We start from the raw sequence: 15000 nt of genomic DNA on the forward strand, positions 1-15000 counted from the left end.
CAGCAATGGGTGGTGGAGCAAATGCCTAAGAAGATAGCGCTGCTAATTGGAGTCAGTGAATATGGGGAAGGTATCCCCTCCTCTATCATCTGCTCTCAATGATGTAAAAGCTATGCAGCGAGTTTTGCAAAACCCAAGTTTGGGAGGTTTTGAACAACCCGAATGTCTGCTTAATCCTGATCAGACACAAATGCGAAAGGCAATTCAAAAGCTATTTAAACAAGCTGCAAAAGATGACTTAGTATTATTATTTTTCTCTGGTCATGGTATTACTAATGATGATGGTCATCTTTATTTAACAACTAAGATTACAGCTAAAGACGACTTTGAAGCTACTGCTGTAGACGCAAATTTTATTCAAAGACAATCAAATAATTGCTATGCTAAACGACAAGTATTAATTTTGGATGCTTGCTACAGTGGTGCGATCGCTCAAGGTTGGAGGACAAAAAGTGTCGGTGTCGATCTCAAAAAGCAACTAGGTGCAGAGGGACGAGTTGTTCTCACATCTAGTAGTGCAACTCAAACTTCATTTGAGCAGGAAATTTTACCGCTTTCGCTTTATACTCAATATTTAGTTGAGGGAATTGAGACAGGTGCAGCAGACACAGACAACGATGGCAATATTCATGTACAGGAACTGCACGCTTACGCTAAAGCAAAAGTTCAAGCCATAAAGCCGAAGATGACACCAGAGATCATTCTGGATAAAGAGGGCTTTAATATTTTACTGGCATATGCCCCCAAGAATCCAGAGGCAGAGTATCGCAAGCTTGTTGAACAATATGCACAAAATGGTGAACTTGATGAATTTGCTTTCTTAGTCTTAAAGCCAAAACGGAAAACATTTGGACTCACAGATGAAAAAGCCGAGGAAATAGAAACCGAAGTCTTAGAACCTTTCCGCAGACGGTTTGCAAATTTGGAAAGTTACAAACAAGCTTTTGCGAAGGCTGTTGGGCGAAAATATCCCCTGGATGAACATATTCGCAAGATACTCAAGGATTATCAGCAGGATATTTTAGGTTTAAGGGATGAGGATGTAGCATCAATTGAGTTAGAGATTACATCTGTGAGGAGCAAGAGGGACATGGAGTGGGGGAAGTGGGGGGAGTGATCTCTTCTCTCGCGTCGAGACTTGTAAACTGTAACATATAAGGCTTACACGAAATTGTAAAGATTCACAAACAAGTCGTAACTCACGAAGTATTGCGGGTTCTAGGTTTCCGTTACCTGGCACTGGGCATAATAAAAAGCATCTTCTTGTTTTTGTAGTACGATGCTGGCAACTTGCGGGTTATAACAATTAGCAAAAATAAACTTGCACGCTACATTTTCTATTTCTTCGTTAGTCGCTTCCCATTCATCCCAAGGCAGCCTCATTTGTCCTGGAGACAATTAATTTCTTCACCTTTTTTTTAGCCTTCAACCCTGCTAATGATATCATCCAATTATCCAATAACTCCTAACAACTTATCTACGGCTCATACCGTACTATCACTTGACGCGATAATATAGAATTTGCACAATTAACATTACCCGTCAAACTTTTACAAGCATCTCCAACTTCAGAAAGACCGATGGTAATGCGAACACGCAAACCGTAATCAGTTGGGTAAACCTCATACAAAAACGGTTTGTCAGTTTCCGCAGTTAACGCAGCTGCTAAAGCTGGTGTTGTACAAATTATCGCTTTTTTGTCTGGTGGAATATAAAAATCTATAAAAAAATCGCGATCGCCTACTTTATTTGTCCACCCACTACTCACTGGATAAGTAGACCATGACATACATTTAAAGTCTAATCCTTTTTCATACTCAAAACCCCTTTGCACAGCAATTTTCTGAATCAAACGAGGATTATCTACTTGTTTTTCTTCTAATTTTTTCAACAAATTATCAACATTTATAATTCTCGTTCTGACAATATCAGCCAAGAAGCAGGTAAATAACCCTAAGGAAATCGCAGTCAACGTTATTATTAACCAACGACCTTTTATTTTGTCAGTTATAAATCTTATTTTCATAACTTGCCGATTAACACTGTAAATATTAAACAAATGATAATTGCATTTTTCCGGAAAATCTGGCAAAACTTCAATTTCAACTTCTTTCTTTGCGCCTCTGCGTGAGAAAATATTCTATGTTAAAATCCACAACTCAAAACTTACGATTCAAAGCGATCCAATTTTTAGAACAAAGTCCGGAACAACGTTTGCAATTTCTCCAAAAACTTGGTATGGCTCGTTATGATTTTTTAACCAAAATGCGCTTAAACGAAGCAAACATAAGTTGTCTAATGCGATTTTTGGAAAATCCAACTAACCTAAAATTTCCGAATTTAATAGAAGCCGATTTATCTAACTTAATTTTGGATGAAGTAAACTTTATTCGTGGTAATTTTTCAAGAGCAAATCTGCAAAAGAGCAGTTTGAAAAATGCAGACTTGCTCTTTGCTAATTTTACTGATGCAGATTTAAGAAAAGCGGATTTGCGAGGAGCAACTCTGAATGAAACTATATGGTTAAATGCTCTTCTAGATGAGTGTCGGTTTGCTAAAGGGATTGGTATTAAAGAGCGACAACGTAAAGATTTACAACTTCGCGGTGCTAGGTTTGATTATTCAGAAGATGATTTTTAAAAGAACAAACCGCAGAGGCGCAGAGGACGCAGAGAGTTAATGAGTAATCAGATGAAGTTACCACAAAAGTTGATGTTGCTGGGTTCGGGAGAATTAGGGAAGGAGTTTGTAATTGCTGCTCAACGTTTGGGTAATTATATAATTGCGGTTGACCGCTATGATAATGCTCCAGGTATGCAAGTTGCTGACTGTTGTGAAGTGATTTCGATGCTGAGTGGTGATGATTTAGAAGCTATAGTTACTAAACATCAGCCTGATTTTATCATCCCAGAAATTGAAGCGATTAGAACTGAAAAGTTACTGGAGTTTGAATCAAGAGGAATTACGGTTATTCCCACGGCAGCAGCTACTAATTATACGATGAATCGTGACAGAATTAGGGAATTAGCACATCAGCAATTGGGGATTAGAACTGCTAAATATGGTTATGCTAAAAATTTAGAAGAGTTGATTGCTGTTAGTAATCAAGTTGGGTTTCCTAATGTTGTTAAACCTGTGATGTCATCATCAGGAAAAGGTCAATCTGTAGTGCATAATTCAAATGAGGTTGAGAAGGCTTGGAATTATGCGATCGCTAATTCTAGAGGTGATAGTCAAAAGGTAATTGTTGAAGAATTTATCAATTTTGAAATTGAGATAACTTTATTGACAATTAAGCAGTGGAATGCACCGACTATTTTCTGTTCTCCTATCGGTCATCGTCAAGAAAGAGGAGATTATCAAGAATCTTGGCAACCTGCTTTAATTTCGGAAAAAATGATATCCGATGCTGAAGAAATTGCCAAACAAGTTACCGATGCTTTAGGAGGTGCGGGAATCTTTGGAGTTGAGTTTTTCATTACCAAAGATGAAGTTATTTTCTCGGAACTCTCCCCAAGACCTCATGATACAGGTATGGTGACATTAATATCCCAAAATTTGAATGAATTTGAATTGCATTTAAGAGCTATTTTAAATTTGCCCATTCCCAATATAGAACAGTTGGGAGCATCAGCCAGTGCAGTAATTTTAGCTTCGCAAAAGTCAGATAATATCGCTTTTACAGGGGTTGCTGATGCCTTGTCAGAAAAAGATGTTGATATTAAACTGTTTGGTAAACCTAATGCTCATCCATATAGAAGAATGGGAGTAGCTTTAGCAAAAGGTGTTGATGTTCAAGAAGCACGGGAAAAAGCAACGAAAGCAGCAAGTAAAATAAAGATTGTTTAAACCTCGTCTACCTTGAGAAGTGTAGTTCTCTGCCCCAAAAATATTAGCATAGCAGTACAAGAATAGGTGGTATCTTTATGCAGTTAGAAACACCAAAACGCTATTACACACCTGAAGAATATTTAGAACTGGAAGAAAAGGCAGAATATAAAAGCGAATACCGTGATGGAGAAATTGTACCAATGATAGGTGGCACTACAAATCATAATCAAATTGATTTTCAAATTTCATTGACTGACCTTTACGAGCAAGTAAATTTTGCGGAAAGTGGTGAAGATTAATATTTTTTGAATTATTTTATGTAAAATTTAATATCAGTAATACAGAGAACGTAGTTTAATTTGGCAAATCTAACGCAAGGCGGATGTAAACAATTTGCGGGAATGCTAATTTTGTCTGGGTATCTATTATCTAACCGTTGTTTTGTCAGACAAAGATGAGTAGGTTAGTTGTTTTGAGCTTAGGACAGGGTAACTTAGAGGATGGCTTTCCAGCGGTAACTGTCCAGCTTGGGGAACAAAACAACCCTTACGGAATGAAGTTTACTGCTAGTTTGCCAGCTGCACCAGAAATTAGTGTAATATACCGCAATTGGCGATCGCTTTATTCACTTTTTCATCAACGTCTCGGTTTGCGTCTAAATGTCGAAGCTGAAGTTGACGACGATTTTGAAATTGAATCCGATTATGTAACTAATATTTCTGAAGTTGATCTTCACGATTTATGCGCTCAGTTAGACAATAGCATCAATGCATGGCTTAATTCCACGCAGTTTCACAAAATTGACAAACAATTACGCACGCAATTAGAACCATCCGCAGAAATTCGCTTTATTATTGAAACCAATGATAATCAATTGCGGCATCTTCCTTGGCATTTGTGGAACTTTTTTACAGATTATCCTCGTGCGGAAGTCGCATTAAGTGCAGCAGAATATCAACAACCGAATATAATTCATGCAAATAGCAGTGAAAAAAAAGTTAAAATTTTGGCTGTTTTTGGTGATAGTGAAGGAATTAAAATTAGTCAAGATCGAACTTTCTTAGAAGAATTATCGTATCAAGCAGAGATAGAATTTTTAGTAGAACCATCGTTAAACGATTTAAACGATCGCCTTTGGAAACAAAATTGCGATATTCTCTTTTTTGCCGGTCATAGCTGCACTAAAGAAAAAGGATGGTTGCAACTTAATCAGACAGATAGTTTAACTTTAGAACAATTAAAGTATGCTCTGTGTCAAGCGATCGCACGCGGTTTGAAGTTAGCAATTTTTAACTCTTGCGATGGTTTGGGTTTAGCGCAGCAACTACAGAGTTTGCAGATTCCCCAAGTAATTGTCATGCGAGAACCAGTCCCGGATGTGGTAGCACAAAAATTTTTAAAGTATTTTCTCGCAGAATTTTCCACCGGACAATCTTTATATGCAGCGGTGCGTTATGCAAGAGAAAGACTGCAAGGATTAGAAAAAGAATATCCTTGCGCGACTTGGCTACCGGTAATTTGTCAAAACCCCGCTGTAGCCCCGATGATTTGGTCACAATCGGCGAAAACGGTTATTTCTACCCAAAAACAACCCTCAACTGACAGCGGCAAAATTCGACCCCAACCAGATAATTTCTTCAAATATCGCCAGCATAGCTTGTCAACGTTGTTGATTGCCAGTGTAGTTGTGGGAACCTTAGTCATGGGAGTACGCTATTTAGGGATGCTGCAACCTTGGGAATTGCAATCTTATGACCATTTAATGCAGTTGCGATCGCCTGATGAAAAGCCAGATTCTCGCTTATTAATCGTCACAATTGATGAAGCAGATATTCAATATCAAATACAGCAAAAAATGAATTTGCGTGGTTCGCTATCAGACCAAGCATTCAATCAATTTTTGCAAAAATTAGATTCATATCAACCAAAAGCTATTGGTATAGATATATATCATGATTTTCCTTTTGACCCCAAATATCCTGATTTAGCTAATCGTTTGAAAAAGGACGATCGCCTGTTTGCACTGTGTAAAGTTGCCGCGACTGTTGATAACGCTCAGGATGCCGTTCCCCTACCACCTCAAGTCCCAATACAACGCCAGAGTTTTAGTGATTTTGTCGCCGATGAAGATGAGATTGCCCGTCGTCAACTTATACACTTAACCCCGCCGGCGAAATCTCCCTGTGTGGCAGAATATTCTTTTAACTTTCAGTTAGCACAACATTATTTGAACGCACAAGGTATTAGATGGAAAATCAATTCAAACAAAAACTTGCAGATTGGCGATGTAGAATTTCAGGAATTAAAATCCCACACTAGCGGTTATCAAAAATTTGATGCATCCGGTTATCAAATATTGCTGAATTATCGTTCTTTACTTTCTCCACAAAAAATTGCTCGGCAAGTAGCTTTAAAAGACATTTTAACTGACCAAATTAAGCCTGAGTTAATCGAATCACTAAAGAATCGCATCGTTTTAATTGGCGTTATAGCCTCAACAAGCAGTCCTGATTATTGGAAAACTCCCTACAGCAGCAACGCAGGAGACAATGATAAGCGAATTCCGGGGGTATTTGTCCAAGCACATATGATCAGTCAGATTCTCAGTGCAGTGCTTGATAAAAGACCTTTGTTGTGGTGGTTGTCTGGGTGGATGGAAGTGCTTTGGGTATGGGGATGGTCATTGTTAGGAGGAATCATCGGTTGGAGGATTCAGGAACCACTTTATTTAGGATTAGCGATCGCCATAGCGTTAATCGCAATTTTTAGTATTTGCTTTGGTCTATTTACATTCGCAGGGTGGATACCACTCATTCCATCAGCATTGGCGTTAATTGTTAGTGCAGTTGTCCTGAAAATATTACCGCGTCCCCGTATAAACAAAAAACATTTAAATTCGTGAATATGAATAAAAATAAATTAAATGTAAGACCTCTCTCCAAACCTCTCTCCTACAAGGAGAGAGGCTTTAACTCCCCCTTCCTTTATTGGGGGGTTAGGTCTGTTTTATCTTACTTAAAACTTTCTTTGATTACTTTACTATTTTTTAGTTTGGCAACATCACAAGTTCAAGCACAATCATTCAATAACATAGTTTCTATCAAACAAAATAAACCCGCCGATCAGCAATTTCCCGATAATGGCGATCCTACAGGTCGGCGTCGAGGAGGAGCAAGCCGGCGCGGTGATTGTCCTAACTTAAAAACGCCGTTGACAGCCTTAGTTCCTGGTGAGGAAACTAACAAGAAATCCTTTTTAGGAACAACAATCAGCGAGTATCCTAGCTTTTGGATTTATATTCCAGAGTTACCCAGCAATATCCGTTCTGGAGAGTTTGTCTTGCAAGATCAAGAAAGTAACGATATTTGGCGTACACCAATTACCTTAACAGGAAAATCGGGAGTAATTAGTGTCAAACTACCGCAAAATCCCCAATATGCTCTAAAGCCAAACTTGAAATATCATTGGTATTTCAACATTTATTGTAGTCCGGCTCAAAAAAGTTCTCTGTATTTTGTTGATGCGTGGGTGCGACGATTGACACTAACCCCCCAACTGCAACAGCAGTTAAATAAAGCAAAATCACGGGAGTACAAAGTTTATATCGCTAATAATATTTGGTATGATGCAATAACTAATTTAGGAGAATTACGCCGCAATAATCCAGGCAATAACGCCTTTGTTGAAGATTGGACTAAATTGTTAAAATCGGTCAATTTGCCAGAACTTGCACCAGCGCCAATTGTGCAAATTTACACCCCGAATAAATAATTAGGGAATGGGGAATCACATATATTGTAAAGACGTTCCGCCGGAACGTCTCTACGACGGTTGCGACGTTTTTGTTACTGTCAATTAAACGGACATCATATCATGACAGGTTTATTACTTACTTTTTCAAGTAATGAAAATGTCATTTGAAATATGAAAAATCAATATTTTAGTGTATTTACAAATACAGGCTTATTACAACTCAAAATTTTCTCTAACACTAAGCTCATCCAAACTAACTTCAATGCTAAAGCGTTTACCTCTTTCGCCTTTAAAAGGCTTAAGTTGAATGTAATTATCTTGACCTCTAGCTTCAACTTCCTGAAGAATATTCCCTGCTTTAGATAATAAAGTAACTTTGATATTTCGTGGCAAATATTTTTCTTTACCTGTTGGATGCAATTGTATAGAAATAGAGATTTTTTCTTCAGCTTCTTCGGTGATATTCACTAGTAGCACCACAGTTTGATGACTTAGTTGTATTCCTAAGTCAATCAATTTTCCTCTCTTTGTCGCTACTTCAACACTCCTAGTGCTGAAAGCTAAATTGTATTCTGGGCTAAGAAGTGTATCAATAGCTTGCCAACTTTCATCAATTATACCTTGTAACCATTGGCTTAATTTAATTGTAGTTTCTTGTACAGATACTACTAAATTTTCTTCTGCTTTTGTTTCTGTGGCTACAGGTAAAAGAATAGCTGTTGGTTCTAAAAAACTTGAGTAAAATAATAGGTGATTTGGTTCTGGGTCAAATTCTGTTAAGGGTAGCCGATAAAAGCCATCTCGTGGTTGTAATTTGATAGTATAATTAACTAGTTCATCGTACCGCAAAAAGCCTCTAATTATTAATTCTTCTTGCTCTTCTAAAACTTCAAGTAAGACGTAAAAATGAGCAGCTAATTCTGGGTTTTCAATGAAATCTACTGCTATATTTACCTCTTCGTCAAGTATATTTTCTGTAGCAATTAGACAAAGTTTAAATTCCCCAACTTTGAGATAACTGATATTTGAATCACGCTTGATTGGTTGCTGGTTGATACGTGTACTCAGCCATTCTTCAAAGCCAAGTAGCGCTAGTGTATTCAGATAAATTTGCCATTTATCAGCTTCCTGATTAACGCGTTCACGCAGTGTGCCGAAGGTATCGCTCCCAGCGGTTCTCTGACCATCGCTAATTTTTTTCGCTTCTTGAAAATGCTCTGAATCTAAGCAAATAGATTCGGGTAGAAACAATCTTATATCAGTGGAATTAAGCATATCTTTAATACTCATGCAGATTTTTGATTATTTAAACTCAAGCGAAGTTCCTGTGCATATAAGCTATCCAGACTCCGGCTTTTTCCCGCTCTAATTTCTTCTGCGGCTTCTTGAAAAATTTCTGCATCCGCAAAAGCTTCAATTTGCTCAACCACAGTTTTCAGATATTCTATTTTTGGAGGAATTTCAGTTAAACCTTTTGAATGAGCCTCTGATAAAATTTTTTCTATAACTTGTTGTACTGTCCGAGTGCGAACTTTGGAAAGTAATTCTCCGGGATTTAATATCCGTCTAGTTTGATCCCAACTTGACATACCCAATTTAGAACCAACATCTTTCAAAGGCATCTGCTGACAGTAATAAAGTTGCAATCCTGCAATGAATTGCTCGGCAAAAGATGCATATTTTCGACTTTTTTGCAACTCCCTTAAGCGATCGCTAATCTGTTGTTGAATTGATTCAACTAACGCCGTTTTGAGTTGCTCATGCAAAAACTCTATAATTTCCCGTTGTTCCACATCTAAATCATCTTGGGAATCATTGGGGAAATCCGCTCTGATTGTATAATTTCCCGTATCCGGGTCTTGAATTTCCAGAGGTTCTCGGTAACTCCAAATGTCATATTGTCGAAGCTGGGTTGCTACATATTTGAGTTCTTTTGTCAACTCAACCGGAGTATTAATAGCTAGACCTCGTTGCTGCAAGCTTTTTAACATTTCTTGCAGTTGGGTAGTGGAGGGGTCAGGACATCTTTTTGCACCGACTTGGCGCTGATTCTGTCTGTCTCGACGATAAACTGAATGAAAGACTTCCACTAAATGGCGATCGCGTACAGATAATTTTTCAATCTGTTTCGGTCTAGCTCGATTCATCAAAGCCCAATCACTGAGATTCTGAAAACCAAACTCTGATAAGAAATCTTTAACTTCGGAATTTTGTTTAGTTTGCAAATATACCCAATTATCTAAGCTCATGCTTCTAGCATCAGCGTTATATGTTCGCAAAACCTCAACCGTAAAAAATTTAAAAGTTGATGTTTTCGTTTTACCGTTTGCATCTACTATAAGTTGAGTTTTGCGATCGCTATCCAAAATAATCGGCGTTTTTCCATCATCATTCAGTACAAATGGCAGTAAATCCTTGTATGTAAACGACTTATCACCACTAAACAGACTATCTATCTTTTGACAAGCTTTGAGAATCGGTTCGCTAACATAGCAGCGTAAACAAAATCCAGCTGATCCACGAATTGCAACATCAACAAAGTCCGAGTTTTTAGCGTCAAAATAGGATAGCAGAAAAGCTTGCATTTCCCTAGTTTGGGAACTAGGAACTTTTGAATAACAAAATTCCTGGGCAATGGGAACTAAACTGTATTCGTATCCAGTCCTTTGGCTCTTAAGACTAATTCGGCAAATGTGCCAGTATCTTGATGTCGCACTCATAGATCCTGGTTCTCCTGATGATCGATGACTTTTATGTATCTTTCTATGCAATAAATAGATGCCTGCATATTTAGCTTATGCAGTACCTATTATTTAGATTGGCACTAATAATTACCATTCGTCAATTCCAGCTAGAGTAAAACCCAACAAACTCAAATTACATCTGTCTTGAGAGAGGTTTGCTACTGCGATCGCCAAAATCTCTAATTTGGTGGTTTATAGCGGTTTGCAATTGAATCCAATACACTCTGACCTCTCCCCAACCCCTCTCCTACAAGGAGAGGGGCTTTTTCCCCTTCCCTATTCCGGGAAGGGGGTAGGGGGTTAGGTTTGTATTTCACTCAACCGAAAACCGCTATATTCTATATAAACTTCTTACACTCGTTCTTTCTAAAAGTGCATAAATCGATTTCACTGACACCCATTCATAATTAGAAGGCAAAAAAAGTCATTCTGAACAACAAAAAGCAGAAAATTATGGATAGTCAAACTTATACCGTCAAACAGGGCGACTTTCTATCATCAATTGCCCAGAAATTTTACGGTGATGGCAGTGAAGCCTCATGGAGAAAAATTTACGAGGCAAATAAAGCGTTAATTGGATCTGATACTACTCAGATCAAACCAGGGATGGTACTTACCATTCCTGGGGTATCTGTTCCTCAGCCATTGAATAATAATATCGTCAATAGAGTTTTAGAACTCACTAATATAGAACGTAATAAAGCTGGTTTGCCACCACTAAGATTAAATCCCCAATTAACTGCGGCTGCACAAACTCACAGCGAGAACATGGCACGGAGCAAGTCTATAAGTCACCAACTCCCAGGGGAGTTATCATTAGGCGATCGCATCTCCCGTGCAGGCTATAAATGGTCAGCAATTGCTGAGAACGTTGCAGGAGGACAAAAGACACCAGAGCTAGCAGTGTCCGCTTGGATTAACGAGGTTCCTCCCAATGATGGACATCGCAAAAACATTCTTAATCCCAATTATCGGGAGCTTGGTGTTGGTTACTCTAACAACTATTGGACACAAGATTTCGCCTCTCCCGCATAAAAACTTACCTAGCATAGTAGAGACGTTCCGGCGGAACGTCTTCATTGTGGACTAACTCCTAACCCCAAATCTACAGCAATGCGATGAGCGCAGGCAAACCCCGAAAATGCCACCGCATTCAAACCCTGACCCGGAAAACTACTATCCCCCACGCAATAGAGTCCGGGAATATCTGTACGATTAAACGGCATCCCCAATAAACCCCGCAACTTACGCCGGGGAATTGGTCCATAAGTGCCATCAACACGACCTAAAAAGCGCCGATGCGATCGCGGTGTTCCCACCTCTAAATAATCCAATCCCGCATCTAAACCAGGAAAAATCTTCTCCAAGCGGTCAATAATTCCCCACGCAGCTTCTTCTTTCTTCGCCTCGTACTCACTTGCAGATAAATTCTGCCAATCTGCAATCCAATGCGGCGTAAAAGCGTGGATTATACCATAGCCTATCGGTGCTAAATCTGGGTCAAGCAGAGTGGGAATCGAAACAAAAATCGTCCCTTCTACAGAAGCCATTTTTTCCCAATCTGACAACAAAATGTGATGGCATTCTCTCCCCAACAACACCGATTTTTTTACCCCCATGTGCAAACTCAGAAAACTGGGCGATTTTTTATAGCGTTGTTGCCATTTTTTTTCATTTATTGGCATTTCTTCTGCTGGTAGTAAATTTTCAAACGTATCCCAGCGTGTAGCATTAGAAACTATGCGTTTTCCCAGGTATATTTTACCGTTAGCTAGTTGCACGCCCACGGCTCGTTGATTTTCTTGAATGATTTTTGTCACTCTCGCTTGATAGTGAATTTCACCCCCAGCTTTTTCTAGACCCTCAACTAGTTTTTGGGCAATTTGTCCCACCCCACCTTTAGGGTAGTTAACTCCTCCATAATGCCTGTCGGAGAACACCATTCCCGCATTAATCATCGGTGTCATGTCCGCTGGAACCACCGACCAGCAATAGCACTCAATATCGATAAATTTTAATAATTCCGGGTCTTTAATATAGCGTCGTGCCACATCTCCGGCATTTTGAGGCAGATACTTAGCTAAACCGAGGCACGCTAATGGATGCTGGAAAAATGACCGCAATAAATACCGAGGTTCTTCCAGAGACAGCAAATCCATGCGATTGAGGCAATTGAAGACTTTCCAGCATTCGTCATAAAAACGACGAATTCCTTCTTTTTCGTGAGGAAATTTGGCAGTCAGGTTTTGTAAAAATTTATCATAAGCTCGATCAACTTTCAGGTCGAAGTTATCGGGCAGATGATAATGAATTTGCACAGAGTCGGGAATTGTCTCTAAGCTGACATTTACCAATTCAAGAGCGCGTTTTAATAAGTTAGTGGTGCCGCGATCGCCAAACCCGAAAATCATCGACGCTCCAACATCAAATTTATAGCCTTGCCTTTCAAAGTAACCAGCACTACCACCAGGAATTAGATAACGTTCCAGCACCAGCACTTTAGCACCCTTGGCGGCTAACTGAGTTGCTGTCACCAAACCACCAATTCCAGAGCCAATGACGATTACATCAAATGAGGGACTAGGGACTAGGGCATTATGGGGCATGGGGCATGGGGCATGGGGCATGGGGCATGGTGCATGGTGCATGGAAAGAGTTTCTCACACAATCATGCATAAATGCTTACCGGATGTAAATAACGTTTTACTCAATTCACAATTCCCATTGCCCAATGCCCAATGCCCAACTCCCTAAAAAAAAAGAGGGACGAGCCGTTATATTGCTGGCTAATCCCGTCTGCCGATCCTTAAAGAGAGGAGAACACTTGAGAACAATATAAACTTGATTGAGAATAAATGTCAACTATTAATGAAAAATTTTTTCAATAATTTTGCCGATGTAATTTTAGTTTTCAGTGGTACGCCTCGAAAGAGTATTATAGGTTTCAGTTGTTATATAGCATGTAGTCGCCAAAAATTGAGTTATGACGCTCCAATTGCGTATTTATGTTCCGCCCCATCCTTTAATTAAGCACTGGCTGGCAGTCGCTCGTGATGCTGCAACACCTTCAGTTTTATTTCGCACTGCGATGACTGAGTTAGGACGCTGGTTAACTTATGAAGCTGCTCGGGAGTGGTTGCCAACTTTAGAAACAACTGTTAACAGTCCTTTAGCTTCGTGTCCTGCGACTTTGATTGACCCAGAGATGCCGATCGCAGTCGTGCCAATTCTCCGGGCAGGTTTAGGATTGCTAGAGGGAGCACAGACGTTGCTACCTTTGGCTTCTATTTATCATCTGGGCTTGGTGCGAAATGAAGAAACTTTGCAACCTTCGTGTTACCTAAACAAATTGCCAGAAAAATTTGACCCCCAAACACGAGTGTTAATTACCGATCCGATGTTAGCAACGGGAGGATCGATTATGGCAGCGATGGCAGAATTAACACATCGGGGTGTCGATCCGGTTTTGACACGGATTGTTTGTGTGGTGGCTGCTCCGCCAGCTTTGCAACAATTAAGTGCTGCTTATCCGGGTTTAATAATTTACACCGCCACAATTGACGAAACCGTCAACGATCAGGGCTATATTGTACCGGGATTGGGAGATGCAGGCGATCGCATCTTTGGGACTTAAGCTAGTATGCAGCTATAACAGTTAGGTGCAATAACTAGTTTGGAGATGCAAAGCGTTTCATCAAGGCAGTAAAGATATGAGTCAGCGTGATGGTTTTGCGAGTGGTTTTTTTGCTGGGGCAATTGTCGGCAGCGTAGTTGGTGGTGTTGTGGGTGCCCTGATTACTCAACGACGCGATCTTGAATTAATACAAGAGGACTCGGAACTGACAAATGGAACAGCAGAAGCTAAAAAAACAAATATTTTGAAACGGCATCAGATGAAAGCTGCAGAAAATGAAGGTATGGAGATAGAAACGGCAAGGCGATCGCTCGAAGATAAAATTGCCCAGCTCAATGCCACAATTGATGAAGTCCGCAAGCAGCTCTTGAATGTCAATACTAACTCTACTGAGTCCCTTAGCGATCAAGCCTCGCGCAGCGATGAGCTTCGCTAACGTCTAATCAAGACAGGGTAAGTGCGCCGCTCTTAAAAAAGCTAATGTGGAGATACCACAAGTGGTATATGTTAAAACAATCCGCACACACCATGATCCAGGCTCAATTAAAACAGCAGGAGTCCCCCACCCTACCTGTCCTCAAGTGAGTGGCTCTCAGAATGCGAGTGAGTAAGCGATTCCCCCATCCGCAATCTGAGAAGCATCGCTCGGAGCCGCGAAGATGGGTGGATGAGTGAGCGAACAAAGTCCTTGTAATCCTTACTATCTTTATCTTCACGAGATATAATAATAATCAGAGTTTGTGAAGATAATGTCCCAAGTAATCACCGCCAAGCTGAAATTAAATCTGACCACCGAGCAAAAAGCTTTAGTGTCTCAGACTACTTTAGCCTACCGCGATGCTTTGAACTATACTTCGCAGGTTGCGTTTGATGCGGGTAAGACCAGCAATGGGGCTAAGTTGCAAAAAGCTGTCTACAACGAATTAAGAGTCTTATTTGGGCTTGGAGCGCAAATGGCTTGCAACGTACCTAGACAGGTATCGGCAACATACAAAACTCTCTGGACTAAGGTAAAGCAAAGTGCTGACGCTATTGCTA

14 protein-coding genes and 1 pseudogene (1 of these 15 running past the window's edge) are annotated in these 15000 nt (G+C 39.8%); 10 read left to right on the forward strand and 5 right to left on the reverse strand.

Features of this window, described 5'->3' with window-relative positions; translation table 11 throughout:
- Positions 1-112 precede the first annotated feature (112 nt).
- Positions 113-1117, forward strand: a complete 1005-nt coding sequence (locus tag TOL9009_RS40060) for a caspase family protein (RefSeq protein ID WP_260675927.1) — start codon at positions 113-115, stop codon at positions 1115-1117.
- A 101-nt stretch (positions 1118-1218) separates the two neighbouring features.
- On the opposite strand, the gene TOL9009_RS46015 is transcribed toward TOL9009_RS40060, so the two are convergent.
- Together TOL9009_RS46015 and TOL9009_RS0121710 are read right to left on the reverse strand one after the other, a co-directional pair.
- A complete protein-coding gene (locus TOL9009_RS46015) occupies positions 1219-1383 on the reverse strand; it encodes a hypothetical protein (protein WP_186227717.1) in 165 nt (54 codons plus the stop codon).
- 94 nt (positions 1384-1477) lie between these two features.
- A complete protein-coding gene (locus tag TOL9009_RS0121710; protein ID WP_260675928.1) occupies positions 1478-1972 on the reverse strand; it encodes a hypothetical protein in 495 nt (164 codons plus the stop codon).
- A gap of 170 nt (positions 1973-2142) precedes the next feature.
- On the opposite strand from TOL9009_RS0121710, the gene TOL9009_RS0121715 reads away from it, so the two are divergent.
- The 5 genes and pseudogenes from TOL9009_RS0121715 to TOL9009_RS40070 all read left to right on the forward strand — a co-directional run bounded on the left by TOL9009_RS0121715 (position 2143) and on the right by TOL9009_RS40070 (position 7602).
- Positions 2143-2640, forward strand: a complete 498-nt coding sequence (locus TOL9009_RS0121715) for a pentapeptide repeat-containing protein (RefSeq protein ID WP_029634622.1) — start codon at positions 2143-2145, stop codon at positions 2638-2640.
- Positions 2641-2679: 39 nt separating this feature from the next.
- Complete coding sequence (gene purT, locus TOL9009_RS0121720; protein ID WP_029634623.1) at positions 2680-3849, forward strand: formate-dependent phosphoribosylglycinamide formyltransferase; 1170 nt, start codon at positions 2680-2682, stop codon at positions 3847-3849.
- A gap of 77 nt (positions 3850-3926) precedes the next feature.
- Positions 3927-4064, forward strand: a pseudogene (locus TOL9009_RS0121725) (Uma2 family endonuclease); the annotation flags it as partial.
- Positions 4065-4285: 221 nt separating this feature from the next.
- Positions 4286-6733 carry a CHASE2 domain-containing protein gene (locus TOL9009_RS0121730; RefSeq protein WP_029634625.1) on the forward strand — a complete coding sequence of 816 codons (2448 nt, stop codon included), beginning with the start codon at positions 4286-4288 and terminating at the stop codon, positions 6731-6733.
- 125 nt (positions 6734-6858) lie between these two features.
- Complete coding sequence (locus TOL9009_RS40070; RefSeq protein WP_038297441.1) at positions 6859-7602, forward strand: DUF928 domain-containing protein; 744 nt, start codon at positions 6859-6861, stop codon at positions 7600-7602.
- 195 nt (positions 7603-7797) lie between these two features.
- Here TOL9009_RS40070 and TOL9009_RS0121740 read toward each other — a convergent pair whose 3' ends face one another.
- Both TOL9009_RS0121740 and TOL9009_RS0121745 read right to left on the reverse strand, forming a co-directional pair.
- Positions 7798-8874: a DUF1822 family protein gene (locus TOL9009_RS0121740; RefSeq protein WP_038296514.1), complete on the reverse strand. Its 1077-nt coding sequence runs from the start codon at positions 8872-8874 to the stop codon at positions 7798-7800.
- Entirely contained in the window at positions 8871-10304 is a 1434-nt protein-coding gene (locus TOL9009_RS0121745) for a hypothetical protein (protein WP_029634627.1), read from the reverse strand. The genes TOL9009_RS0121740 and TOL9009_RS0121745 overlap by 4 nt, the downstream gene beginning before the upstream one ends.
- Positions 10305-10781: 477 nt before the next feature.
- Here TOL9009_RS0121745 and TOL9009_RS0121750 point away from each other — a divergent pair, with 477 nt between their 5' ends.
- Positions 10782-11363 carry a CAP domain-containing protein gene (locus TOL9009_RS0121750; protein ID WP_051502985.1) on the forward strand — a complete coding sequence of 194 codons (582 nt, stop codon included), beginning with the start codon at positions 10782-10784 and terminating at the stop codon, positions 11361-11363.
- Positions 11364-11404: 41 nt separating this feature from the next.
- Here TOL9009_RS0121750 and crtH read toward each other — a convergent pair whose 3' ends face one another.
- Complete coding sequence (gene crtH / locus TOL9009_RS0121755) at positions 11405-12934, reverse strand: carotenoid isomerase (RefSeq protein WP_029634629.1); 1530 nt, start codon at positions 12932-12934, stop codon at positions 11405-11407.
- A 377-nt stretch (positions 12935-13311) separates the two neighbouring features.
- On the opposite strand from crtH, the gene upp reads away from it, so the two are divergent.
- From upp to TOL9009_RS0121770, 3 genes are all read left to right on the forward strand, one after another.
- Positions 13312-13962: a uracil phosphoribosyltransferase gene (upp, locus tag TOL9009_RS0121760; protein ID WP_029634630.1), complete on the forward strand. Its 651-nt coding sequence runs from the start codon at positions 13312-13314 to the stop codon at positions 13960-13962.
- A 76-nt stretch (positions 13963-14038) separates the two neighbouring features.
- Positions 14039-14398 (forward strand): hypothetical protein, encoded by a 360-nt coding sequence (locus TOL9009_RS0121765; protein WP_029634631.1) that lies wholly within the window; start codon positions 14039-14041, stop codon positions 14396-14398.
- A 313-nt stretch (positions 14399-14711) separates the two neighbouring features.
- A protein-coding gene (locus TOL9009_RS0121770; RefSeq protein WP_029634632.1) for an RNA-guided endonuclease InsQ/TnpB family protein crosses the window boundary here: on the forward strand, positions 14712-15000 show its start. The gene runs 1049 nt beyond the window's last position; the window shows 289 of its 1338 coding nt (coding positions 1-289); its start codon is at positions 14712-14714; its stop codon lies beyond the right edge, outside the window.

Origin of the sequence: [Scytonema hofmanni] UTEX 2349 (assembly GCF_000582685.1) — a bacterium.
Taxonomy (GTDB): Bacteria; Cyanobacteriota; Cyanobacteriia; order Cyanobacteriales; family Nostocaceae; genus Hassallia; species Hassallia hofmanni.

Coding starts and splice junctions, on each gene's coding strand:
- TOL9009_RS0121730 (WP_029634625.1), top strand. CDS start 4,286: ATGAGTAGGTTAGTTGTTTTGAGCTTAGGACAGGGTAACTTAGAGGAT.
- TOL9009_RS0121750 (WP_051502985.1), top strand. CDS start 10,782: ATGGATAGTCAAACTTATACCGTCAAACAGGGCGACTTTCTATCATCA.
- purT (WP_029634623.1), top strand. CDS start 2,680: ATGAGTAATCAGATGAAGTTACCACAAAAGTTGATGTTGCTGGGTTCG.
- TOL9009_RS0121715 (WP_029634622.1), top strand. CDS start 2,143: ATGTTAAAATCCACAACTCAAAACTTACGATTCAAAGCGATCCAATTT.
- TOL9009_RS0121765 (WP_029634631.1), top strand. CDS start 14,039: ATGAGTCAGCGTGATGGTTTTGCGAGTGGTTTTTTTGCTGGGGCAATT.
- TOL9009_RS40060 (WP_260675927.1), top strand. CDS start 113: ATGCAGCGAGTTTTGCAAAACCCAAGTTTGGGAGGTTTTGAACAACCC.
- TOL9009_RS0121740 (WP_038296514.1), bottom strand. CDS start 8,874: ATGAGTATTAAAGATATGCTTAATTCCACTGATATAAGATTGTTTCTA.
- TOL9009_RS46015 (WP_186227717.1), bottom strand. CDS start 1,383: ATGAGGCTGCCTTGGGATGAATGGGAAGCGACTAACGAAGAAATAGAA.
- upp (WP_029634630.1), top strand. CDS start 13,312: ATGACGCTCCAATTGCGTATTTATGTTCCGCCCCATCCTTTAATTAAG.
- crtH (WP_029634629.1), bottom strand. CDS start 12,934: ATGCCCCATAATGCCCTAGTCCCTAGTCCCTCATTTGATGTAATCGTC.
- TOL9009_RS0121745 (WP_029634627.1), bottom strand. CDS start 10,304: ATGAGTGCGACATCAAGATACTGGCACATTTGCCGAATTAGTCTTAAG.